Raw genomic sequence first — 21327 nt, forward strand, 5'->3', positions numbered from 1 at the left:
CCGCGATCGTCGACCTACCAGAGGGCAATGTCATAGGTGAGGTAGAGGCGGTTGCTGTCGCGCCCGCGGGAGAAGTCAGAGCGGTAGACATAGTTGCGCATGCGCACACCCAGCCCCTTGAGCGTGCCGGTCTGTACCACGTAGGCCAGTTCGGTATCACGCTCCCATTCCTTGACCGTGCTCGAGGACTTGCCGTCATTGCCGCTCAGGTAGCGTGCAGAGAAGGTCAGGCCGGGCACGCCGATGGCGGTAAAGTTGAAGCCGTAGTTGAGCATCCAGGTCTTTTCGTCTTCCTCGATGAACTTGCCAATGCCGGCGTTGCTGAACGAGTACACGGTGGCGCCGCTGATGTACGGCAAGCCGGCATCACCGCGCAGGGTCTGGTAGCCGCCGCCGACGGTGTGTCCAGCGATCGCGTAGGACAGTTGGCCGCTGAGCATGTCGTTATCGATTTTGCCTGCGTAGGCAGAGCCGCTATCTACGCTGTTGAAGTAACGCAGGTCGCCGGTCAGCACGCCACCGGCCAGCGGCAGGTCGTGCTGGATGCCGGCGAAGTTCTGCCGGTAAAAGTTCTCCAGTTCCCCGTAGTAATAACTCAAGCGGGTGTTTTTTCCCCATTTGTACTCGGCACCGGCATAGTTGAAGTCCCCGGATTTTTCCCCGCTGTAGCCGTCAGGTACGATCGGCACGCTGTTGGTGGAATCGCGCAATTTGAAACGGTCCAGGTGCCCGCCGGTGACGGTCAGGTTTTCGATGTCGTTGCTGCTGATCTGAGTGCCCTGGTAGGTCTGGGGCAACAGGCGTGCGTCGTTGTAAATCAGCACCGGTGTTTTAGGCAGCAGGGTGCCGTACTTGACGGTGGTTTTGGCGAACCTCGCTTTTGCGGTGGCGCCAGCGCTGGCAAATTCGCCGGCTGCGCGGCCGTCGTCATGCACCGGCATCAGCCCGGTGCCGCTGCGACCGCGCCCGGAGTCGAGTTTGACGCCATAGAGCCCCAGGGCATCCACGCCGAAGCCGAGGGTGCCTGCGGTAAACCCGGACTGATAGTCGAGCAGGAAGCCCTGGGCCCACTCGGTGCGCTCGCTTTTTGCCGTTCTCGCGGCGCGTGCACTCATGCCGTGCTCATCGCGAAAGTTCTCGTTGAAATACACATTGCGCAGTTGCAGCTTGAGTTTGCTGTCATCAATAAAGCCTTCGGCATTGGCACCGGCGATGGGTAGCAGGCCGAACGCGCAAAAAAGGGCCCGGCGGGTATACATAGGGTTCATGGCAAACGTCTCGTTGTTGTTATTTGGCGTGCAGGGCAGCACGCGGCCCGTGAGCGAGTCGCGTTGGAACGCAGCAGGAAGATGAATCAGGTGAACAGGCTGATAGCCCCGGTCAGCAGGGCCAGTGCGGTAACGACCAGGGACGTCAGTACCGCCCATTTGACGGTGGCTTTCTGAAAGTCGCCGATGTCACGGTCGACCATGCCCACCAGCAGCAGGGTCGAGGCCACTAGCGGGCTCATCAGGTGTACCGGCTGCCCGAGGATCGAAGCTCGAGCGATTTCCACCGGATCGATGCCGTAAGCCGCAGCGGCATTGGCCAGGATCGGCACCACGCCGAAGTAGTAGGCGTCATTGGACAGCACGAAGGTCAGCGGCATGCTGGTGACTGCCACCACCAGTGGGAACAGGTGGCCCCAAGACGGCGGGATCCAGTCGACCAGGGTCTGCGCCAGGGCGTCGACCATTTTGGTGCCGGAAAAAATCCCGGCAAAAATCCCTGCGGCGAATACCAGCAGCACGACCGTCATAGCGTTGCCCGAGTGCGCGAGGATGCGTTCTTTCTGAATGTCCAATTGCGGGTAGTTGATCATCAGCGCCAGCACAAAGCCGATCAGGAACAGGATCGCCGAGTGCATCAGGCCCATCACCAAGGCGATCAATACCGCAATCACCAGCACCAGGTTGACGTAGGCCAGCTTCGGACGTTTGTGCGGGGTGTCTTCAAGAATCGCGTTGATGTAGCAATCTCCGCCGCCGCTTTGCAGTTGCACGTTGCCGATCCGCTTGCGTTCGGCACGCCCCAGTATGAAGGCCGTGAAGACCACCCACAGGGCGCCGCCGATCATGGTCGGCAGCAACGGCACAAAGTATTCGCCGGCATCCAGGCCCAGTGCGGCGATGGCCCGGGTCGCGGGGCCACCCCAAGGGGTCATGCCGCTCATGATGCTCAACGACAGCATGGAGATGGTCGCCAGGATCATTGGGTTCATGCCGATGCGTTTATACAACGGCAGCATCGCCGCGCAGGTAATCATGTAGGTGGTGGTGCCGTCGCCGTCGAGTGCGACCAGCAATGACAGCAGGGCCGTCCCCACCGCGATTTTCATCGGGTCGCCATTGACGCGCTTGAGGATCTTGCGGATCAGCGGGTCGAACAACCCCGCATCGATCATCAGGCCAAAGAACAAGATGGCAAACAGCAGCAAGGCGGCAGACGGTGCAACCATTTTCAGGCCGTCGAGCATCATTTTGCCGGTGGTGCCGCCGAAGCCGCCAATAACGGCGAAGACGATAGGCACCACGGTGAGTGCGACGATTGGCGACAAGCGCTTGGTCATGATGAGGAAGGTGAATACGACCACCATGGCCAAGCCAAGGAAAGCGAGCATAGGACGATTCTCTTGTTGTTATCGTAAGAATGGCTGACGCCGAGGCGCACGAGCCCTGACCCGCCGGGCGGCACAATGGCGCCTGGCGGGGAAGGGGTTCAGTCAAATCGGGGGTAGGTGTTTGTGGTTTGCGCTAGACGCGGTTGGCGACCTTCTGGTCTTCCCAGGCGTTTGCCTGCGCCGCATCGGGTTTTGCGTCGAGCATTCGCGTCAGTGTTTCGCGGTGGCAGGCGTTTTCAGACATCGAAATCACCACCGTCGCGACCGCGTTGCTGGCCAGGCTGGTCAGGGCCCGCGCTTCAGACATGAAACGGTCAACGCCGATCAGCAACGCCAGGCCGGCCAGGGGGATGTCGTGAATGACCGTCAGGGTCGAGGCCAGTGCCACGAACCCGCTGCCAGTCACGCCGGCCGCGCCTTTGGAGGACAGCAGCATGATCGCCAGCATGGTGATGATTTGCGTAAAGCTCAGGTCAATGTTGCAGGCCTGGGCAATGAAAATCGCCGCCAATGACAGGTAGATGGCCGTGCCGTCCAAGTTGAACGAGTAGCCGGTGGGCAAGACCAGGCCCACGACGCCTTTTTTGCAGCCCAGCGCTTCGAGTTTTTCCAGCATGCGCGGCATGACCGGTTCCGTGGAGGAGGTGCCGAGCACCACCAGGAACTCTTCGCGAAAGTAGCGCAGCAGTTTCCACAGGCTGAAACCGTTGGCGCGGCAAATACCGCCCAATACGACGAACACGAAGAAGCCGCAGGCGATGTACAAGGTCATGATCAGTTTCGCCAGCGAGCCCAGCGAGGTGATGCCGTACTGGCCGACGGTGAACGCCAGGGCCCCGAAAGCGCCGATCGGTGCAAAACGCATCAGGTACGCGAAGATCTTGAACACCATGTGCGAGGCGGCTTCGAGTACATCGAGCACGGGCTTGCCACGTTCGCCCAGGGATGACAAGGCAAAGCCGGACAACACCGCGATAAACAGCACCGGCAGCACTTCCCCTTTGCTGAAGGCACCGATAAAGGTGTCCGGGATGATGTGCATGAAAAACTCCACAACCCCAAGCTTCGCCGCCGACTCGGTGTACTGGGCCAGGCCTTTGGTGCTCAGTTGGGTGGGGTCGATGTTCATGCCGGCACCCGGCTGGAACACGTACACCGCCACCAGGCCAATCACCAGGCTGATCACCGTGAGGCCGAAAAACAGCAGCATGGTTTTGCTGAGCAGGCGGCCGAGCGAGCGTTTGTCGCTCATCCCCGCGATGCCGGTGACGATGGTGCAGAACACCACGGGGGCAATCATCATCTTGATGAGCTTGATGAACGCATCGCCCAGCGGCTTGAGTGCAATGGCCTGCTGGGCCCAGAAGTGCCCGACCACGATGCCCAGCACCACGGCACAGAGAATCTGGAAGTAGAGCGATTTAACAACTTTCATGGCATCACCCATTTTTAGAATTGTGCGGATGCAAAAATGCCAACGACCACCGGCATTATCCGGCGAGGCGTTGAGAGTCTGTGGCGTAGACGTAACCAGAGAAAAGCCTGCGTGCGGTGCGTACGACGGACGCTTGAATTGTCTCACCGTTGACGCCGGTGTAGGACAATACGACATCAATCCCGCCGCTAGGATGTTCGATACGCACCGCTTCAAGGCGCGGCGTACTTATCCCGCCGAGCATCTGCGCGACGATGCTGCCCTCTACCACGCACGCGGTGGCCAAACCAATCGAGCCGGTAATGGCCAGCGCGCGGTGGCAGTTATGTGGCATGAAATAGCGCACCTGGATCGTACCGCCGGCTTTGGCGGGCGAGACCAGCACCGGCTTTGGAATCACTTTGTCGCTGACGTCACCCAGGCCCATGGCCCGGCCTGCCTGAAGCCGCAATGACTCAAGGCGGCGCAGGAAGTCTTTATCGGCGTCCAGTTCTGCCGGGCTTTCATCGCCACGCTTGCCCAGTTGGCTGGCCTCGATCAGCACCATGGGCATTGCCATATCAATGCAGGTCACCGCAATGCCGTCGATCACGTCTTGTGTATTGCCGGTCGGGAAGAGTTTGCCGGTCTTGCTGCCGGCCGCGTCGAGGAACGTCAGTTGCACCGGCGCTGCCGTACCCGGCACACCATCGATGGCGGTGTCGCCCTCGTAACTGACCTTGGCATCCGGTGTGTACACGTCGGCGTTGATAAAGGTCCCTGTGTTTACGTTGCGAATGCGCACACGGGTGCGGTCCGGCGTGCCTTTGACCAGGCCCTGTTCGATGGCGAACGGGCCGACGGCGCACAGCATGTTGCCGCAGTTGGGCGCGCTGTCGACCCGGCGTTGCGAAACCATCACTTGAACGAACAGGTAGTCGACATCTGCGTCCGGGTGCAGCGAAGGGCTGACAATCGCCACCTTGCTGGTTTGTGGGCTGCCACCGCCGATTCCGTCGATCTCCAGCTCGTGGCCGGAGCCCATCAGGTTGAGCAGCAGTTCGTCACGGGCCTCAATGGCTGTCGGCAAATCCCAGTCGAGAAAGACTGGGCCTTTGGAGGTGCCACCGCGCATCAGCACACAGGGAATTCTTTGCATGATACTGACTCTTGTTGATCAATCGACGTAATTGATGTTCTTGGAGCAAGAGTCTCAAGCTTTAAAAGATCTATCAAATGCAAAGATTGAAGAGATTATTGCGTTTTGCGAATGATAAATTTACGCTGAGTTTTCTTCTGGTGCCTTCTGCTGATGAGACAAGACATGGACTATGAGCTGAACGATATTCGATCTTTCGTTAAAATCGCCGAACTTGGCAGCTTTCACGAAGCAGCTGATGCCTTGCACCTGTCCCAACCTGCACTCAGTCGCCGGATAAAAAAACTGGAGGAGGGGTTGGGCACTTCTTTGCTTGACCGCACCACACGCAAGGTCAGCCTCACGAGCGTCGGGCGTGATTTTCTTCCCAAGGCACGTCGGCTGCTGGATGACTTCGATGAGTCGATTCTCAATATCCGTGAACTGGCCGAACGCCAGATTGGCCGGGTAACGCTGGCATGTATCCCCACTGCCGCCTTCTATTTCTTGCCTTCAGTCATTCGCCTGTATAACGAACGCTACCCAAAAATCCGCATCCGTCTGCTGGATTTGAGTGCCAATGAGGGGCTTGAAGCGGTACTGCGGGGGGAAGCCGATTTTGGGATCAACATGATGAGTGGGCAGCATCCGGACATTGAGTTCGTGCCATTGGTCAGCGAGCCTTTTGTATTGGCATGCCGGCGTGATCATGAATTGGCTGGACGCAGTTCGGTCACCTGGTCTGAGTTGAGCGATTACCGTCTGATCGGGGTAGGGCGCCTCAGCGGCAACCGTATGTTGCTCGATCACGCCTTGTCGGGCTTGAGCTGGCGGCCGCAATGGTTCTACGAAGTCCAGCACCTCTCTACTTCGCTGGGCCTGGTGGAGGCTGGTCTGGGGGTTTCGGCGATGCCGAGCCTGGCCATGCCGGCTGAAGATCATCCAACCTTGGTCAGCGTCCCTTTGATTGAGCCGGTTGTGAATCGCTCTTTGGGCTTGGTCTACCGCCGCGGCTCATCGCTTTCTCCAGCGGCGGAAAAATTCGTCTCGATACTGCTGGAGCAATGGCCGCAGTGAGCCAGGGCTTATCGAGCACAAAGGGACAAATTTATTTATCTAAAAAGGGACCCGCTCTCCGAGCGTAAATCGGCCCCTCATGTTGTCCGTTTTTGTATTTTTTGATGATGATCAGGCGCGCCGCGCCATCAATAACATCGAGGCCGCAGCGGACAACAAACCGGCACAGCAACGATTAAAAATCTTCTTGCCGCGAGGCTGCGTAAACCAGCGGCGCATGTGCAATCCGATGTACGCGTAGATGCCAATCGCAATCCACTCCAGTGCCAGGAACAGCAATCCAAGCAGCGTGAATTGCTCGCCAACCTCTGCAGTTGGATCAACGAATTGAGGCAAGAACGCGGTAAAGATCAGAATGGCTTTGGGGTTGCCAGCCGCGACCAGGAATTCCTGCCTAGCCAGCCCCCACAGCCCCGCCCGAGCGTTTACTGATTCGGCTTCTGCTTGCGGTGCGGCGTTCCACAGTTGATACGCCAGGTAGAAGAGGTACGCCGCGCCGACTATTTTGATCCCGTAGAAGACAAGTTCTGAAGTTTGCAACACGACGGCCAAGCCCGCCGAGGCAAGTGCGATCATGATCGCGAATGCCAGCAAACGACCTACGCCTGCCATGCAGGCTGTGCGATATCCGTAGCGTGTTGCATTGCTGATGGACAGCAGATTATTGGGCCCTGGCGCCATGTTCAGCGCAAAGCATGCGGGCAGGAATAACGCTAGTGTTGCCAAGTCCATATGCATCTCCAGAATCGCTTTGCATCAATCCTATATTTGAAGCGCTGTAGATGCTATCGCCCGCTAATCGCACCTCATTACCTTGGGCTTGTGTGGATAGCATGGGTGAAGGGATAGCGGTAATCACCATCACGCTACTAGCATATCAGTCCAGGGCCGAATTTTTGGTGCCTTGCTGGTGAGCTTCGGGATACTGCTGATACTTGCTTGAATGGGGATTTACACAGGAAGGGAGTCGGTTCTGTCATCTTTGGATGACCAACTGACGTTTGAGGTTTTGTACTGGATTTGGCGGGACTGCCATTGTCTCCACGCTGGATGCCTCGAAAGCCTGGCGCTAAAGTCGCGGCTGAGGCGTTTATTGGAATTATCGACAAGGAGGTGGCCGGTGATCGCGAAGTTGTCAGTGAGCGTTGGAATCGTGTTTTACGCAGTCGTAGTGCCGGTATTGGAGGTGAACGGCAGCCATGTTTTCAACTCGGCATGGGAGCCTCATGCCAGGTTGCATGAGGTGTGGCAGTTATTTACCAATACGGCCATCGGCCTTTATAGCGTCTGGCTGGTGTGGGGTAGAGGCAATCTCAAGCTGGCAAGCTTGCTTACGCTGTTTGTCACCGGTGGTTTTTTACTGGCCTATTGGCTGCGGGATGGTTATGGCGGGTCGATGGTTCTTTCTGATGGGTCAGAAAAATTGATCATGGGGATCAATATGGGGTTGTTTGCCTACGTCCTGGCGCTGGTGCTGGCGGGGGTTGCCATAATGATTGATCAGCGACAGCGCAGCGCCTAGTCCCCAGCCCACATATCGCCGCGATGCACGATATGCACTTTGTTGCCGTCCGGGTCGCGCAGATAGGCGCCGTAGTAACCGTCGCCATAATGTGGGCGCGGGCCGGGCTCACCGTCGTCGATTCCGCCAGCCAGCACACCAGCGGCATAGGCCACATCGACGGCATCTGGCGAGGGTGCAGAGAAAGCCAGCATGCAGCCATTGCCCACTGTAGCTTCCTGGCGGTCGTAGGGGGCGTAGACATAGAAGCGTGGTAATGGCTTGCCTGGGGTGATCCAGCATGCAGAAGACGGTCCGCCATCCGGGGTCACATGGCGGCGGCACAGGCCCAGTGGGATCAGTATGGCGTCGTAGAATGCGGCGGCTTTGTCCAGATCGTTGGTTCCGACGGTGACGTGGCTGAACATACCTACTCCTTGTGGGCTGTTGTGCAACAGCCGGGTTTTCAGATGACCGTACCCTAGCAGAGTAGGCGGTTACGCATTGCATCTTCGGTAGTAATCCCATTTACCCAAGCCCATTCTCTTTGGTATCCCGCGACCTGCTTAAGTTGGACACCGGTATGCCCGGCTGTGATTCTTGGGCTCTACCCTCAAGGGGTTATTCTCAAGGATAAGGAATCGCCTGATGCTCGGTTACTACGCGCAATACAGCCAGTACTACATCACGACGCTGATGATCGTCACCTCCCTGTTTTTTGCCTTGCCGATCTTTATCGCGCCGATTGCCTGGGCCCGGGCGATGCGCTGGACGATTCCCGAACACCAGCACCTGGCAATCTATTTTGGACGCTGCCTCGGGGCGTTTATTCTGGTGGTGGAAGTGGCGATGTTGCGCTCTGCAACCACGGGCACCAGCTTTAGTTATGCCTTCGATATTCTGTTCGTGGTTTTCTTATTGATGTTTGTGGTGCATGTGTACGGCGCGTTGAAACGTATCCAGCCTATTACTGAAACCCTGGAGATCGGCTTCTGGATGATTCTGTTTGTGCTCAATATGCTTTTTTATCCTGCGGCGGTAATCACTCTATGAGAAGCACACCTTGCAAAGCTCCCGTGCGCGTTGGTAAGTGCTGTCGAGTACGACGCTTATCGCAGCATAGGTATCTACACAACGTTCAGAAACTAACGAACTTCCCTGTGGCGAGCGGGCTTGCCCCGCGCTGGGCTGCGAAGCAGCCCCAAAACCAACCGCTACGGTGTATCTGATACTGCGCACTCGGCTTACTGGGTCTGCTTCGCAGCCCAGCGCGGGGCAAGCCCGCTCGCCACAGCAGCTCAATCTGCTTGGATTTATGCGTTTACTTGGCGTGGTGCGGCCTCTGTGGCCCTAGGTTGGCAGGCGCTCATGGCGTTAAGATGGCCCTTTGCAATCATGGAGGGCTTTTTCTTGGGGATACTTCTCTTCACCTTAGTGATGGTTGGGGTCAGCTACTTCTTCCTTCATTGGATAGGTAAGGTTTGCCCACCACTTGGCAACTTCATATTCAAGTACAGCAAGCTCATCGGGCCGCTTCTTGTGGCCTATTGGTTGTATTACATGTTGCACAAGGACACCAACGGGTCTGCCATGCTGATGTTGGCCGTAGGTATCGTTCTGACGTTGATGCCCAATAAGAAAAGGTTTGCCTGACACCCTTTCGAGTAGACAAATAGCACTGCGCATTATCCGGATTAACCGGAATATGTTTCCCGGATCGGGGCGATTATCAAAAAATCCCTGGTAGATATCCTGTGGTCATCGAAACCACCGACTATCTACGAGGCGACACTGATGTCCAGACTTTTTACCCCAGGCGTTGTGGGTCAACTGAGCACGCCCAACCGCGTGGTCATGGCGCCCATGACCCGGTCCCGCAGCACCCAGCCTGGCGATGTGCCGAATGCCATGAACGCGGTCTACTACGCACAGCGGACGTCGGCCGCGTTCATTGTTACTGAGGCCACGCAGATTTCGCCCCAGGGCAAGGGCTATTCCTTTACCCCAGGAATTTACAGTGACGAACAGGTCGCCGGCTGGCGCCTGGTGACCGATGCGGTGCATGCCGCTGGTGGGCGAATTTTCCTGCAGCTGTGGCACGTAGGACGTATGTCGCACCCTGACTTCCATAATGGCGATTTACCTGTCGCACCTTCTGCGATTCCTTTCGATGGCAGCATCTGGAAGGTCGATGCCGAGTCCGGTGTTGGCAGCATGGCCCCATGCCCGACACCACGGGCGCTGGAGCGCGACGAAATCCGCGCGATTGTCGACGACTACCGTACGGCTGCGCGTAATGCCATGACGGCGGGCTTCGACGGTGTTGAAGTGCATGGAGCCAACGGCTACCTGATTGATCAGTTCCTGCGTACCACCTCTAACGTTCGTACGGATGAATACGGCGGATCGCGCGAGAACCGCCTGCGCTTTCTCAAGGAAGTCATGGATGCGGTGATTGATGAAGTAGGAGCCGCCCGCACGGCGATCCGTGTTGCGCCGTTTCTTACCGCCCGCGGCATGGCGTGCCCGGACATTCTGCCCACCTTGTTGGAAGCGACCAGCTATCTGCAGGGCAAGGGCATTGCCTACCTGCACCTGGTGGAAGCGGACTGGGACGATGCCCCCAAGTTTCCCGAGGATTTCCGCCAAGCCGTGCGCGAGCGCTTCCGTAATGCGATTGTGGTGGCCGGTAAGTACGACGTGGAACTTGCAGAATGGGTCCTGGAAAAAGGCTACGCAGACTTTGTGGCATTCGGACGTAAGTTTGTAGCCAACCCGGATCTGCCATTGCGGCTGGAAAAGGGGTACCCATTGGCCGGCCTGGAAGGCGCCGAGTTGTTTGGCGGTACCGAGCGCGGTTACTCGGATTTTTCCGCCTGGGCTCAGTAGGGCGCAAACCCATAGGCCAGATCCGCAAACATCTCCTTGGAGTGCGCTCAGGTCGCCAGCTTCAAGGAGATTTCGTCCATCAGCAGTTTGACCCGACGCGGCACTGCGTGGCCGGAAGGGTAAACAATCTGCAAATCCACACCCTGCAGAGAGTAGCTCTGCAGCACCTCGACCAGCCGACCTGCCTGTAAATCATCGCGCACATCAATGTAGGACTTGATACAGATGCCGTGACCTGCCAGGCACCACTGGCGCACCTGATCGCCGTCATTGGCAACACGCCTGCCCGACACCAGAACCTTGAACGTACGGCCATCGGCGCGGAACTGCCATTCCCGGTGGATGTTGCTGCCAAAGCGCATCAGGATGCACTGCTGCTGTGCCAGGTCGGATGGATGCTGGGGCGTTCCGTGGGCCTCAATGTAGGCCGGGGATGCACATACGACCCTACGGCCCTCGCTGAGTTTTCTGACGCGCAGGGTGCTGTCGGACAAGGCGCCATACCGGATAGCGAAATCAATCCCTTGCCCCGCGAGATCCAGGTAGCCATCGGTCAGGTTCAGGTCGAGGCTTACATTGGGATGCTCTTGCAGAAAATCATCAAGGATTGGCACGATGCGGTTACGGCCCAGGTCGACGGGAGCGCTCAGGCGTATCAGGCCCGAGATCCGCTCGGTGCCTAGTTTGATATTGCTCTCGATATCTTCCGCCTCTGCCAGCAGGCGCCGTGCGCCGTCCACTAGCATCCGCCCTTCATCCGTCAAGCTGATCGAGCGTGTGGTACGGGTCAGCAATGTTGCCCCGTAATGCCTTTCCAAAGCCCCGAGCCGTTCCGACACAGACGTAGGCGAAAGCCCGACCTCGCGGCCTGCGGCCGACAATCCGCCTTTTTCGACAATCAATAGAAACAACGCGAGGTTCTCGAAGAGCATTGTCCGGATTTCCCTGGATATGGCTGGACTTTTCGCAGGATTCTACGTCAGTACTGGATAGCGCTCATGGCATTTATGGCGCAGCCGAAACCATCAGTGCACGCCTGACGAATTGCGCGGTTTTCTCCAGGGTTATTTCCAGGTCGGGATGCTTGAGCTGATAGCGGCTCTCCAGCTCCCGGCTCTGAGACATATCGAATCGCGCGGTCTGGATGAAGTTCAGGGACTCCGGGCTGGTGCCCAAATGCGTTGCCACTCCCGGTATTTTCAGTAGCCATCTGAGCAGGCCCAGGGGCAGATGGTGGCGGGGCGCTTGCACTTGCAGGGTGCCGGCGATATGCGTGAGCAGGCCTTGCAGGTTCGGGGTGCGCTCGTCCAACGCCAAGGCTTGTTGATTTGCCATTGCCGGGTCGAAGGCTGCTGCGACCATCAACGCAACCAAGTAGTCGACACTGACCAAGGGCAGCCAGTGGCGTGGCGACCCTGGAATCGCTGTCAACTTTCCTGTCGCCAGGCCGCGAATCAGCTCGGCTACCGGCTGGCCCGCGAGGATATGCCCGCTTTCGCTATGCCCACACACCGTTGCGGGGTGCACGATGGTGCAGTCGGCTTGCTGCGCCTGCATGTAGCGGATAACCGCAAAGTGCGCCTCCAGCTTGCTCGCCTCGTAGCCACCCACGCGTTTGTACACGGCGGGCCAGTCGGTGGTTTCTGGCCGTTGGTGATCGATGCCAATACTGTTCAGGTGTGCGATGTTCTGCAGCATATAGCCGCCGACCATCAGCAGCCGGCTACGCTGGCTTGCGGCCAAACGGGCGACTGCCAGGGCACCGTCTACGTTGACCGTGCGAGCTTGTTCCAAAGGCAGGCCCCAGGCGAATTGTGCGGCGAGGTGAAATACCACGCTGGCCGAGGCTATACGCTGTCGGTCCGCCACATTGAGCCCCAGCTCCTGCTGATTAAGGTCGCCCTGAACGGCATGAATACGCGAAGGTTCTCCCCCCAGTTGACGAACCTGCTGCCTGAGCGTTTCAAGGTTTGAAGCGTGGCGCATCAGCACCCAGACCTTGTGCCCCGAAAAGGTCAGGCGCGCCAGTAAGTGTTGGCCGATAAATCCGCTGCCGCCGGTGACAAAACATTCCACGCTCATTGCGCACTCCTTGGTTGGATAAGGGGTGCAGGCTAAACTGTAGAGCTACCTCTACAGTCAAGGAGAATTTACCGTGAAAGTCGCAGAGCTGGAGCGTAGGAGCGGCCTCGGGCGCCATACCTTGCGTTACTACGAGGAGCTAGGGTTGATCGCTGTGCAGCGGGGGGCCAATAACTATCGCTCTTACAGCGAGCAGACGGTACTGGATCTGGAGTTCATTCAGATGGCGCAGAAGATGGGATTTTCCTTGGCCGAAATCGGCGAGATCCTGCAGGCCAAACGGCAAAGTACGATCGATTGTGCTCAGGGTGCAGTGTTGGTGGCCGAAAAAATGGCAGAAATTGCACTCAAGATCAGCCATCTCAAGGTATTGCATGGTTTTCTCGATGGGGAGCGTCTGCGGCTTGAGGCCAGCGCCGTCGCGCTGGGGCAAACCGTTACCTATCGTCAGGCGCCAATGCCGGTTTAAGCGCCAGCGCCCTCGCCACAGGTCAACCTCGCTTTGATCGCCAATTGTATCTCTCGATCTGCCCCTAGCTGTACGGGGCGGTGCGCCACAGAACCCTCTACTGTCAGGGCGACAATAATTCGCCGGATGACGCACCATGTTTATGTCCACCAGCCTGCTTTCAGCCTTCGCGCTGTTTGCGTTCGTGTCTTCGATTACCCCTGGCCCCAATAACACCATGCTGTTGGCATCGGGAGCGAACTTCGGTTTTCGCCGCTCGATTCCCCATGCCCTCGGGATCAGCGTGGGCTTTATGGTGTTGGTGATTTCAGTTGGCCTGGGCCTGGGGGAAGTGTTCAAGGCGTTACCTTGGGCGTACACCGCGCTGCGCTATATCGGGGCGGCATACTTGTTGTACCTGGCGTGGAAAATTGCGACTTCCAGCGCGATGTCGGACGACACCGACCGCAAGAGCAAACCCATGACCTTTCTCGCCGCCGCGGTGTTCCAGTGGGTCAACCCCAAGGCCTGGATCATGGCGTTGGGGGCGATCACCACCTACACACCGGCGCAAGGTTACTTCACCAACGTGCTGGTTATCGCCGTGGTGTTTGCAGTGGTCAACCTGCCGAGTGTGTGCGTGTGGGCGGGGTGTGGCACCGCTTTGCGCAACGTCTTGCGTGAGCCGCGCTGGTTGAAGCTATTCAACTGGTCGATGGCGGGGCTGTTGGTGTTGTCGTTGTACCCGATGTTTTTTGCCGGCTAATAGAGCCGACGCTTTGACGAACCAGGGCTCAGACCGGTGAAATCGTGGCCAGCAGGCCGATTCCAACGGTCAGTGCCAGAAACCCTAAAAGAAAAAATGCCATCTTAGCCATGGGGCCTCCAAAAGGCGCAAGGGCGGCGGGAGAGTTCCTGCCGATAAGCCATTGTCGGGGGTATGGTCTGTTCGGTACAGATGCAGGTGGTAAAGAAAAAAGCGTATCAGATACCGCTTGCAGGCTGGTGTGCCGGGGGTAGGGCTGGCGCCTGGAGGTACTGATCAGACTGTACGCGGCACCTTCGGCGCTCTTGGGGTTGGCTCAATGGCGGGTAGTACATATTTGAGCCATTCTGTTCGGTGTGAGCCGGGCAGGGCAGGTGTCGGGTCGGCGGCTGTCGATTCAGCTTCATCGAGTGGGTAGCAATTGTCGCTGCTGCGCCTGCCGTCGGGGTAGACGATAAAACCGCCGCGCCCGTTGCCACATTCATGCAGATACACCGGCGACAGTTCTCGCTGCTTATCAATGCGCGCGTTCAGATGGACGATATAGGTCCCCATGGCAATCGACACACCCATAATCAGGCCCAGGCAGACCAGTAACTGCCAGGTGTAACTGGCGCCCACGTTATCGCGACGCACTGGCGACACAGCACGCAGCTGCCTGCTCAATACTCTGGCCCACCAGAAACCGGCTCCCGCCTCCTAGGGTTACCAGTTGCCCGCGAGACGGCAGGATGCTGGCCATCAGGCCGAAGAGAATCAAGGCCAACAGGACTCTTTTGACCATCGCGTAAAGGTTCATGACGGTGATGACCTCTGGATATGGGAGCCCCAGCTTAGAGAGTGCCGGGTTAACGCGAGGTAAACATCAGCGGGAAATCGCTCGACTTCCGTTATCCTTCAAACCTCTGCGCAACACCTGTCCGAGGGGACCTTCCCGTGCATATTCACCTGCTGCTGGTCGAGGACAACCTCGATCTGGCCACCACCATCATCGAATACCTGGAAATCAGCGGCATGGTCTGCGACCACGTCAGTAATGGCCAGGCCGGTCTGAATCTGGCACTCGACCAGCATTACGACGTGATTCTCCTGGACATCATGCTGCCGCGCCTCGACGGCCAGCAAGTGTGCGAACGGCTACGCCAGCAAGGCAGCCAGACGCCGATCTTGATGCTCACTTCACTGGATGCCCTTTCGGACAAGCTCGCCAGCTTTACCGCGGGCGCCGACGACTACCTGGTCAAGCCATTCGAGTTGGCCGAACTGGTGGCCAGGATTCGTGCCCTGAGCATGCGCCGCAGCAGCCAGAGCAGCCGCCTGCAGGTGGACGACCTGGTGATGGAATTGACCACCCGCAAAGTCAGCCGTGCCGGGCAGGAGCTGCATCTGTCGCCCATCTGCTGGACCCTGCTGGAATACCTGATGCGCGCCAGCCCTGAACCCGTCCCACGGGAGCGCCTGGAAACCACCATCTGGGGCGACGAGCCACCGGACAGCAATACCCTCAAAGTCCACATGCACCGGCTGCGCAAGGCCGTAGACAAACCCTTCAGCCGGCCGCTGATCCACACCCTGCCCGGGGTTGGTATACAGGTGAAGTCGCATGCGTAATAGCCTGAGCCTGAAGTGGGTGATCAGCGGCAGCTTCCTGTTGCTGATTGCCGTGGTGCTACTGATCTACAGCCAGCTGTTGCCGGTGTACACCGTCCGCGGTCTGCTCTACACCGCTAGCGCGATGATGGAAGAAGAGGCCCAGTACTTTGTCAGGCACTACAAGAAGGACCCAACCACGCCGCCGCCGCACAACTACTTCTTCGAGGCCGTCATCGGCAAGGAAGCCTTGCCGGCAAGCGTGCGCGAGCTGCTCAAGGCACCGCCGAGCATGTCCTTCGGCGCGGTGCAGGTGTTCGGTGATATCGACTCCGATGACGAAGACGCTGAAGTCCGGGCGGTCCTCTCCCAACCCCTGGGTGACGGCAAGACCCTATATATGTATGACATCGACCATGACCACGAAGAGGGCGGCGAGGTCGAGACGCCGCTGTCCGATGCCTACTTTGATCAGGTACTGCAGGGCGTTGCGTTCATCAGCCTGGCGGTGTTCGTGCCGGCGCTGATCATTATCGCCCTGTTGGTCTGGTGGTTGGTGCGGCCATTGGGGCGCCTGGCGCAATGGTCCAGTACGCTGCAAAACCCGGATGTAATGGCCGGCGAGCGCCCTGATTTCAGCTTCAAGGAGTTCAACATGCTGGCCGACGCCCTGGCCCAGAGCGTGGAGCAGGTACAGGCCGCCAGTCAGCGCGAAGGTCGCCTGCTGCGCTACACCAGCCATGAACTGCGCACCCCGCTGGCAGTGCTCAAGGCCAATATAGAGTTGTTGACCCTGCAGGCCGGCGGTGTCCTGCCATCCCCCCTGCAGCGCATTGAACGTTCGGTGCTGAACATGCAGCTTATCGCCGAGACCTTGCTATGGATGAGCCGCGAGCGTCCCGAGCCGTTGCCGGAGGAAGACATTGACCTGAGCGAGCTGGTGGGCGAGCTGATTGACAAGCATCGCTACCTGATCGGCAAGCGCGATATCGAGTTGCTGGTCGACATCCACAACCAACCTTGCCGACTACCCCCCACCGCGTGCCGCATTGTGATCGGCAACTTCCTGCGCAACGCGCTGCAATATGCCGAAGAAGGCCAGGTCGAAATCAGCTTCGACTACCCCCGGTTGCAGATTGCCAACCACATCAGGGAGGTCAAGCCGAGGGAGGAGTCCAGCGATTTTGGCTACGGTCTGGGGTTACAGTTGATGCGTGAGCTATGCGCGAAGTTGGGGTGGCAGATCGAAGTGATACTTGAGCAACAACGTTTTACCGTGGTTCTGGACTTCACGACATTGCAGGCTATCGAGAGTCAGCCGGCAAGCGCTTAGAAAAAACGGCATAGGGCGGATTTTACAGGGGGGCTTACACCGGGCTCTCCCGCCACCTTTTTCGACTGATTTCGCAAAGGTGGCGACTCCGCTTCCGAAGACAGTTATGCCGAGCTAAATCGTATACGACTGGGGTGTTATCCCTGGATATGACCCAGGTCACCCCCCTGATTTCAGCAGTCTGTTAGCGTATTCAGCCGCTGACACGTCCAGGGAGGATCAGGTTCGGCCCACAGCATCATGTTGATGATTGGAGCATTCACGGTGAAGAGCTGGCACTGCATAATCGGTATCTTGGTGATTACTACACTAACGCTGCTGATTGAAATACCTATTGATACTTGGCTTACGTCGGCAACTCTCAGCCTGATACTGGGAACTTGCGCATTGGTCTACATGGCAGCTTCCTGCCTGCTGGCCAGTCGCTGGGGTGTCGTTGAGAATCTATTTGGTGGCCTGGACCGGGTCTATGAGTCGCACAAATGGTTAGGTATCTGGGCTCTCGTATTTGCGACTTATCACTTTGTGTTCAAGGCAAATCTGGATGTTTGGAACAGCGTTCCGATCCTGGAGCTACCAAAATACTGGACACGTCTCGTGCGCCAGTTGAGCTATGTGGCCCTAGGCCTCATCGTCCTACTTGCGCTGAACCGCAATATTCCTTACAGCTTATGGCGGTGGTGGCACAAGCTCTCCGGACCATTGTTCCTGATCGTGATCTTGCATTGGCTTAGCTTCAAATCGCCGATAACGTTATTCAGTCCCTCTGGTATCTGGCTGGCGCTGACTTGCGGATTGGGTGTGCTAGCGGCCCTCTACAAACTGGTTCTTTACCCATTTGTTGCACGTGCTGGCGAGTACAAGGTCACAGCAGTCAACAGGGGAAATAGGGCGCTACATTTGACGCTGGAACCCATTCATAAGGGGTTCGACTTCAGCGCTGGGCAGTTTGCTTTTTTGGCAATGCAGCAAAAAGGGTTGCGTGAACCCCACCCGTTCACGATAGCCAGTGCTGGCGGTCAAAATGGGCAGGTTGAGTTCATCATCAGAGGGCTTGGGGATTACACCAAAAAGCTGTGCGAGTGCGCGAAAGCCGGAATGCTTGCCACGATATACGCCCCTTATGGGAGGTTTAAACGGGTCTCTGAAGCCGAGCGGGAAATCTGGATCGGCGCAGGTGTGGGGATTTCACCCTTCATTTCCTGGTTGCAAGATCCGAATGGCAAAGACTTCGAAAGGGCAACCCTGGTCTATTGCTTCACACCCTCGCGCGCTTTTCCGCCATCCGAAGAGTTGGAAAGCATGACCGCGATGCGGGGTGCGCAATTTGTGCGTAATACAGGCGGCACTGAGCAATTGGCTGAAACCTTGCGTGAGGCGGTGGCTCAAACCAAACCGCAGCAGATTCATGTAAGTTTTTGCGGTCCAAAAGGCCTGCTGGACAAGGTGTATGAACTCATGGAAATCAATCGGATTCCGAAAGCCAATCTTCACTTCGAACTGTTCGAGTTTCGTTGATTCAGCAGGATGGTGGGTTTAGCTGGCTTCGGCCTATGCGCCGGGTCAGCGATCAAGACGATTGCTGTGAATGCACAAACGACGGTTACTGAGCTTGCGAGCAGGGCTGCCGACCACCGTGTTTTACTTCACGTATTTTACGGTTGCACTCACTAGCAACTGATCGTTGACCGTGACTTTGCAAAAGCGCTTCGCAACTGTTTTGTTATCAGCCGCGAGCGTGGGTGCGCATTGCAAGAACACTTTTTTACCGTTCCAGTCTTGAGCTATCCCAGCAGTGGCTGCGCTGGCGTACTCTTTCATGAATTTCCGATTCCATGGTCCGAAATAGACTTCAGGTTCGCCGCCTCCGAAGAAGCCAGACTCCTGCGTGGCGCAGAACGTACCCTCCATCCTTTCTCCGTCGATGATATTGGCATCGGTGTAGCAGTTCATCAGGCCGTTCCAGACATCCATATCGACTGGGCCTCTGTTAACCCAGGTAGGAGGGGTAACGCATCCTGAAAGAGTTGCGGCGGTAAGCGCCAACGCGATAAGAGAAGTTGACTGAATACGGGACATTGAACGGAGCTTCCTTACTTTTTAAGTGGCACCACCAATACCGGCAACCCGCCACGATTTCAAGTATCAGAGTGGGTTCGTGACAGCCAAGCAACCCGAATGGGAGGCAATCGAACGCGCCTACCGGGAAAGGTCGTGGCCCATCACGACCATTCCGATCTGAGCTATGTCGGTACTGAAGGGGATTTCGCCCAATGCCCTAAATCCGAAGCGCTCATAGAAGCGCTGCGCGTTTGAATTGGTCTTCAGTACGTCCAGCCATAAGAAACCCTCATTGCGGGTTTTCGCTGCGTCTTGAATGAATTGGAGAAGCTGCTTCCCATAGCCCTTACCTGCCTGAGACTTGAGGAAGTAAATTTTCTGGAGTTCTGCGCCAATCTGGTCAGACATTGGGATTGGTTTGGACCAGTTGACCTTCGAAAAACCTACGGCCTCGTCCTTCTCGTTGAGTGCAAGGAGCCAGCAATGATTGGTCGGTGATTTGATAGATTTCTCTAGTTTACAAACTGAGAAATCCTCGCTTAGGAAGTTCTGTATCCCTGCGGCGGTCCAGATATCAGAAAAGTGCTCTTTGTAGGTTTCTATGCCGATGTCTTGGAGCGTTTGAAGGTCTTCAATCGTTGCCTCTCTAATCGTGATCACTGTCCTGCTCCTTGCACCAAATGACTTCAACCAATACCGGCAACGCTCCACTATTTCAAGCTCAAGGTCATCCATGGATAGGCCATACCGTCTTCGCGACCTGGGGCGAATGGCTGAGAAGACCGAGAACCTGCGCAACCCGGCGCTGATCGCTCAGTTGAGGGGAGTGTGTTCGATCGGCAGGACGCCGTGAGGAGTGGAATTGCGGAGCAGAGTCTAAAATTGCGGAGCAGAAAAGATAAGGGCCTGCATGAAGTTCATCATGCAAGCCCTTGATATCTATGGTGCCCGAACCCGGAATCGAACCGGGACGCCCTTACGAGCGGGGGATTTTAAGTCCGCATTCAAAGCTATACAAATCAATACGTTATCGTCGTATCCGGTCCGCAATTGTTTGGAGAACGAGGCCTTGAAGGCCTTTGTTTTCAAGGGTGCCAAATTAATTGCGGAACGGATTTTCACTTGGTTGGAAGCACTTTCAGGCCCTTGCGGCGCCGAATATATTGCTCTGTCATTCCGACAGTTGTATGCCCGAGTTGGTCTCGTGCATCACGGATGCTGCCTGTCGATTCCTCCTTGTCCGTTGCAGCTTTTGCGCGCAGGTCGCGCATCTGAAACGCAGACTTTTCAATCCCGGCCTTCAACCTTGCCGCGTCAAATCTTCCTCTGAGCATGCTCGCCGTCATCGCCTGGCCGTTGTCCATTACAACGAGCTTGGTTGATCGAATCTTGTGCCCCTTTTTCCTTTCAAGAATACGGTCAATGACCACCTTCAGCTCACCAACAACCTCTATCCTGCGCTTCGCACTGGTCTTTCCCTGCTTGATGAGCAGCTGACCATCGAGTAAGTCGCGCTCGTCCATCTTCAGTGTGTCGCCAATGCGCTGGGCGGTGAGGTAGAACAGATCTAGTGCATCCTTGAGTGGCTGGTCCGCATGCAGGTACACCGCAGCGAGCATCTCGTCTTCGACGTAGGTGTCCCGGCCGGTCTCCTTGTTCCCTTTGATCCCAGCACAAGGGTTTGCGAGTGACGTATAGCCGCTCTGGCGCGCGAAGTTCCAGATTGCGCTGAGTAGAGCCTTTTCCCGATTGGCTCGCACCTTTGCCGTTTTCGACCGATAGCGGAGGTACTGAACAACATGCTTCGGCTCGATTGCCTCTAACGGCCCGGGCGGGTCATTGAAGAAGACCAGCAGTTGCTTCAGCTCGCGAATGTTGTCTTTCTGGGTGGCCATGGACTTTGTCGGTACCACTTCATCCATGTATTTGTTCGCTACGTACTCAAATGTCAGCACCTGGGCGACGATTGCATTGGCAGCCCGGCTCTTTTCAAGCCGGGCATACTCAACAATTGCGGCACCGTAGTCAGATCCTAGAGCGATCTCCCGGCGCGGCTTATCACCTGCGTCGTAGTAGTAATAAACCCTTCCCCCGGGGCGCAGTCGCTTTCTCAACCGGGGAATGCTGCCGGGGTTAGTGGGTCGTCTTGCCATTTATTGAATTCCCATCCGAGGCTGCCATTCGACTTCCTCAGGCTGCCGGTCATGTTTTCCAACTAGTAGTGATGCGGAGATCACGCATGGCCAGCCATTGCGTTTGATGGTGTGGCGAATGCCATTTCGGGACAGGACAAGTATCTGCCCGGCTTTTGTCTTGGCGCCTGTGAGCTCACAGACATCTTCATGCGACAGAAACTGAATGTCGTCCAT

23 protein-coding genes are annotated in these 21327 nt (G+C 57.1%); 10 read left to right on the forward strand and 13 right to left on the reverse strand.

Annotated elements, in window-relative coordinates; translation table 11 throughout:
• Positions 1 to 14: 14 nt before the first annotated feature.
• From HBO09_RS07845 to HBO09_RS07860, 4 genes are all read right to left on the reverse strand, one after another.
• Positions 15 to 1268 carry an OprD family porin gene (locus tag HBO09_RS07845; RefSeq protein ID WP_169999337.1) on the reverse strand — a complete coding sequence of 418 codons (1254 nt, stop codon included), beginning with the start codon at positions 1266 to 1268 and terminating at the stop codon, positions 15 to 17.
• 86 nt (positions 1269 to 1354) lie between these two features.
• Positions 1355 to 2659, reverse strand: a complete 1305-nt coding sequence (locus HBO09_RS07850; RefSeq protein ID WP_104912172.1) for a citrate:proton symporter — start codon at positions 2657 to 2659, stop codon at positions 1355 to 1357.
• A 133-nt stretch (positions 2660 to 2792) separates the two neighbouring features.
• Positions 2793 to 4106 carry a dicarboxylate/amino acid:cation symporter gene (locus HBO09_RS07855; RefSeq protein WP_169999338.1) on the reverse strand — a complete coding sequence of 438 codons (1314 nt, stop codon included), beginning with the start codon at positions 4104 to 4106 and terminating at the stop codon, positions 2793 to 2795.
• A 43-nt stretch (positions 4107 to 4149) separates the two neighbouring features.
• Positions 4150 to 5232, reverse strand: coding sequence for a 4-oxalomesaconate tautomerase (locus HBO09_RS07860; RefSeq protein ID WP_169999339.1), 1083 nt, complete (start codon positions 5230 to 5232; stop codon positions 4150 to 4152).
• Between the two features lie 165 nt (positions 5233 to 5397).
• Here HBO09_RS07860 and HBO09_RS07865 point away from each other — a divergent pair, with 165 nt between their 5' ends.
• Positions 5398 to 6288 (forward strand): LysR family transcriptional regulator, encoded by an 891-nt coding sequence (locus HBO09_RS07865; protein ID WP_029294881.1) that lies wholly within the window; start codon positions 5398 to 5400, stop codon positions 6286 to 6288.
• 111 nt (positions 6289 to 6399) lie between these two features.
• Here HBO09_RS07865 and HBO09_RS07870 read toward each other — a convergent pair whose 3' ends face one another.
• A complete protein-coding gene (locus HBO09_RS07870; protein WP_169999340.1) occupies positions 6400 to 7020 on the reverse strand; it encodes a LysE family translocator in 621 nt (206 codons plus the stop codon).
• Positions 7021 to 7408: 388 nt separating this feature from the next.
• Between HBO09_RS07870 and HBO09_RS07875 the strand changes: the two genes are divergently transcribed.
• On the forward strand, positions 7409 to 7810 hold the full coding sequence (locus HBO09_RS07875; RefSeq protein WP_169999341.1) for a hypothetical protein: 402 nt from the start codon (positions 7409 to 7411) through the stop codon (positions 7808 to 7810).
• Here the strand turns inward: HBO09_RS07875 and HBO09_RS07880 are convergent.
• Positions 7807 to 8217, reverse strand: coding sequence for a VOC family protein (locus HBO09_RS07880; RefSeq protein WP_169999342.1), 411 nt, complete (start codon positions 8215 to 8217; stop codon positions 7807 to 7809). The genes HBO09_RS07875 and HBO09_RS07880 overlap by 4 nt on opposite strands.
• A gap of 220 nt (positions 8218 to 8437) precedes the next feature.
• On the opposite strand from HBO09_RS07880, the gene HBO09_RS07885 reads away from it, so the two are divergent.
• From HBO09_RS07885 to HBO09_RS07895, 3 genes are all read left to right on the forward strand, one after another.
• The gene (locus tag HBO09_RS07885) at positions 8438 to 8842 is read left to right on the forward strand and encodes a hypothetical protein (RefSeq protein ID WP_169999343.1); all 405 of its coding nucleotides are present in this window, start codon (positions 8438 to 8440) and stop codon (positions 8840 to 8842) included.
• Positions 8843 to 8962: 120 nt separating this feature from the next.
• Positions 8963 to 9442 carry a hypothetical protein gene (locus HBO09_RS07890; protein ID WP_169999344.1) on the forward strand — a complete coding sequence of 160 codons (480 nt, stop codon included), beginning with the start codon at positions 8963 to 8965 and terminating at the stop codon, positions 9440 to 9442.
• 141 nt (positions 9443 to 9583) lie between these two features.
• Entirely contained in the window at positions 9584 to 10678 is a 1095-nt protein-coding gene (locus tag HBO09_RS07895; protein WP_169999345.1) for an alkene reductase, read from the forward strand.
• A 47-nt stretch (positions 10679 to 10725) separates the two neighbouring features.
• On the opposite strand, the gene HBO09_RS07900 is transcribed toward HBO09_RS07895, so the two are convergent.
• Together HBO09_RS07900 and HBO09_RS07905 are read right to left on the reverse strand one after the other, a co-directional pair.
• The gene (locus HBO09_RS07900; protein ID WP_169999346.1) at positions 10726 to 11610 is read right to left on the reverse strand and encodes a LysR family transcriptional regulator; all 885 of its coding nucleotides are present in this window, start codon (positions 11608 to 11610) and stop codon (positions 10726 to 10728) included.
• A 73-nt stretch (positions 11611 to 11683) separates the two neighbouring features.
• Complete coding sequence (locus HBO09_RS07905) at positions 11684 to 12760, reverse strand: SDR family oxidoreductase (protein WP_169999347.1); 1077 nt, start codon at positions 12758 to 12760, stop codon at positions 11684 to 11686.
• 73 nt (positions 12761 to 12833) lie between these two features.
• Here HBO09_RS07905 and HBO09_RS07910 point away from each other — a divergent pair, with 73 nt between their 5' ends.
• The gene (locus HBO09_RS07910; RefSeq protein ID WP_169999348.1) at positions 12834 to 13229 is read left to right on the forward strand and encodes a MerR family transcriptional regulator; all 396 of its coding nucleotides are present in this window, start codon (positions 12834 to 12836) and stop codon (positions 13227 to 13229) included.
• 136 nt (positions 13230 to 13365) lie between these two features.
• On the forward strand, positions 13366 to 13974 hold the full coding sequence (locus HBO09_RS07915; RefSeq protein ID WP_169999349.1) for a LysE family translocator: 609 nt from the start codon (positions 13366 to 13368) through the stop codon (positions 13972 to 13974).
• Between the two features lie 276 nt (positions 13975 to 14250).
• Here HBO09_RS07915 and HBO09_RS07920 read toward each other — a convergent pair whose 3' ends face one another.
• Positions 14251 to 14640 carry a hypothetical protein gene (locus HBO09_RS07920; RefSeq protein ID WP_262381194.1) on the reverse strand — a complete coding sequence of 130 codons (390 nt, stop codon included), beginning with the start codon at positions 14638 to 14640 and terminating at the stop codon, positions 14251 to 14253.
• A 270-nt stretch (positions 14641 to 14910) separates the two neighbouring features.
• Between HBO09_RS07920 and HBO09_RS07925 the strand changes: the two genes are divergently transcribed.
• From HBO09_RS07925 to HBO09_RS07935, 3 genes are all read left to right on the forward strand, one after another.
• Positions 14911 to 15585 carry a response regulator transcription factor gene (locus HBO09_RS07925; RefSeq protein ID WP_169999350.1) on the forward strand — a complete coding sequence of 225 codons (675 nt, stop codon included), beginning with the start codon at positions 14911 to 14913 and terminating at the stop codon, positions 15583 to 15585.
• A complete protein-coding gene (locus HBO09_RS07930) occupies positions 15578 to 16897 on the forward strand; it encodes a HAMP domain-containing sensor histidine kinase (protein ID WP_169999351.1) in 1320 nt (439 codons plus the stop codon). The genes HBO09_RS07925 and HBO09_RS07930 overlap by 8 nt, the downstream gene beginning before the upstream one ends.
• A gap of 264 nt (positions 16898 to 17161) precedes the next feature.
• Positions 17162 to 18415, forward strand: coding sequence for a ferredoxin reductase family protein (locus HBO09_RS07935; RefSeq protein WP_169999352.1), 1254 nt, complete (start codon positions 17162 to 17164; stop codon positions 18413 to 18415).
• Positions 18416 to 18538: 123 nt separating this feature from the next.
• Here HBO09_RS07935 and HBO09_RS07940 read toward each other — a convergent pair whose 3' ends face one another.
• The 4 genes from HBO09_RS07940 to HBO09_RS07955 form a co-directional block, all read right to left on the reverse strand.
• A complete protein-coding gene (locus HBO09_RS07940; RefSeq protein WP_169999353.1) occupies positions 18539 to 18976 on the reverse strand; it encodes a hypothetical protein in 438 nt (145 codons plus the stop codon).
• A gap of 120 nt (positions 18977 to 19096) precedes the next feature.
• The gene (locus tag HBO09_RS07945) at positions 19097 to 19618 is read right to left on the reverse strand and encodes an N-acetyltransferase (protein WP_169999375.1); all 522 of its coding nucleotides are present in this window, start codon (positions 19616 to 19618) and stop codon (positions 19097 to 19099) included.
• A gap of 458 nt (positions 19619 to 20076) precedes the next feature.
• A complete protein-coding gene (locus tag HBO09_RS07950; protein ID WP_128593487.1) occupies positions 20077 to 21111 on the reverse strand; it encodes a tyrosine-type recombinase/integrase in 1035 nt (344 codons plus the stop codon).
• On the reverse strand, positions 21112 to 21327 hold the full coding sequence (locus HBO09_RS07955; RefSeq protein ID WP_169999354.1) for a DUF4224 domain-containing protein: 216 nt from the start codon (positions 21325 to 21327) through the stop codon (positions 21112 to 21114).

The organism is Pseudomonas sp. WS 5027 (assembly GCF_012985695.1).
GTDB lineage: Bacteria > Pseudomonadota > Gammaproteobacteria > Pseudomonadales > Pseudomonadaceae > Aquipseudomonas > Aquipseudomonas hygromyciniae.

Excerpts from the sequence above, each read along its gene's own strand:
- HBO09_RS07845 (WP_169999337.1), bottom strand. The coding sequence starts at position 1,268 with ATGAACCCTATGTATACCCGCCGGGCCCTTTTTTGCGCGTTCGGCCTG.
- HBO09_RS07950 (WP_128593487.1), bottom strand. The coding sequence starts at position 21,111 with ATGGCAAGACGACCCACTAACCCCGGCAGCATTCCCCGGTTGAGAAAG.
- HBO09_RS07885 (WP_169999343.1), top strand. The coding sequence starts at position 8,438 with ATGCTCGGTTACTACGCGCAATACAGCCAGTACTACATCACGACGCTG.
- HBO09_RS07930 (WP_169999351.1), top strand. The coding sequence starts at position 15,578 with ATGCGTAATAGCCTGAGCCTGAAGTGGGTGATCAGCGGCAGCTTCCTG.
- HBO09_RS07860 (WP_169999339.1), bottom strand. The coding sequence starts at position 5,232 with ATGCAAAGAATTCCCTGTGTGCTGATGCGCGGTGGCACCTCCAAAGGC.
- HBO09_RS07905 (WP_169999347.1), bottom strand. The coding sequence starts at position 12,760 with ATGAGCGTGGAATGTTTTGTCACCGGCGGCAGCGGATTTATCGGCCAA.
- HBO09_RS07865 (WP_029294881.1), top strand. The coding sequence starts at position 5,398 with ATGGACTATGAGCTGAACGATATTCGATCTTTCGTTAAAATCGCCGAA.
- HBO09_RS07940 (WP_169999353.1), bottom strand. The coding sequence starts at position 18,976 with ATGTCCCGTATTCAGTCAACTTCTCTTATCGCGTTGGCGCTTACCGCC.
- HBO09_RS07900 (WP_169999346.1), bottom strand. The coding sequence starts at position 11,610 with ATGCTCTTCGAGAACCTCGCGTTGTTTCTATTGATTGTCGAAAAAGGC.
- HBO09_RS07915 (WP_169999349.1), top strand. The coding sequence starts at position 13,366 with ATGTTTATGTCCACCAGCCTGCTTTCAGCCTTCGCGCTGTTTGCGTTC.
- HBO09_RS07895 (WP_169999345.1), top strand. The coding sequence starts at position 9,584 with ATGTCCAGACTTTTTACCCCAGGCGTTGTGGGTCAACTGAGCACGCCC.
- HBO09_RS07870 (WP_169999340.1), bottom strand. The coding sequence starts at position 7,020 with ATGGACTTGGCAACACTAGCGTTATTCCTGCCCGCATGCTTTGCGCTG.
- HBO09_RS07850 (WP_104912172.1), bottom strand. The coding sequence starts at position 2,659 with ATGCTCGCTTTCCTTGGCTTGGCCATGGTGGTCGTATTCACCTTCCTC.
- HBO09_RS07880 (WP_169999342.1), bottom strand. The coding sequence starts at position 8,217 with ATGTTCAGCCACGTCACCGTCGGAACCAACGATCTGGACAAAGCCGCC.
- HBO09_RS07855 (WP_169999338.1), bottom strand. The coding sequence starts at position 4,106 with ATGGGTGATGCCATGAAAGTTGTTAAATCGCTCTACTTCCAGATTCTC.
- HBO09_RS07955 (WP_169999354.1), bottom strand. The coding sequence starts at position 21,327 with ATGGACGACATTCAGTTTCTGTCGCATGAAGATGTCTGTGAGCTCACA.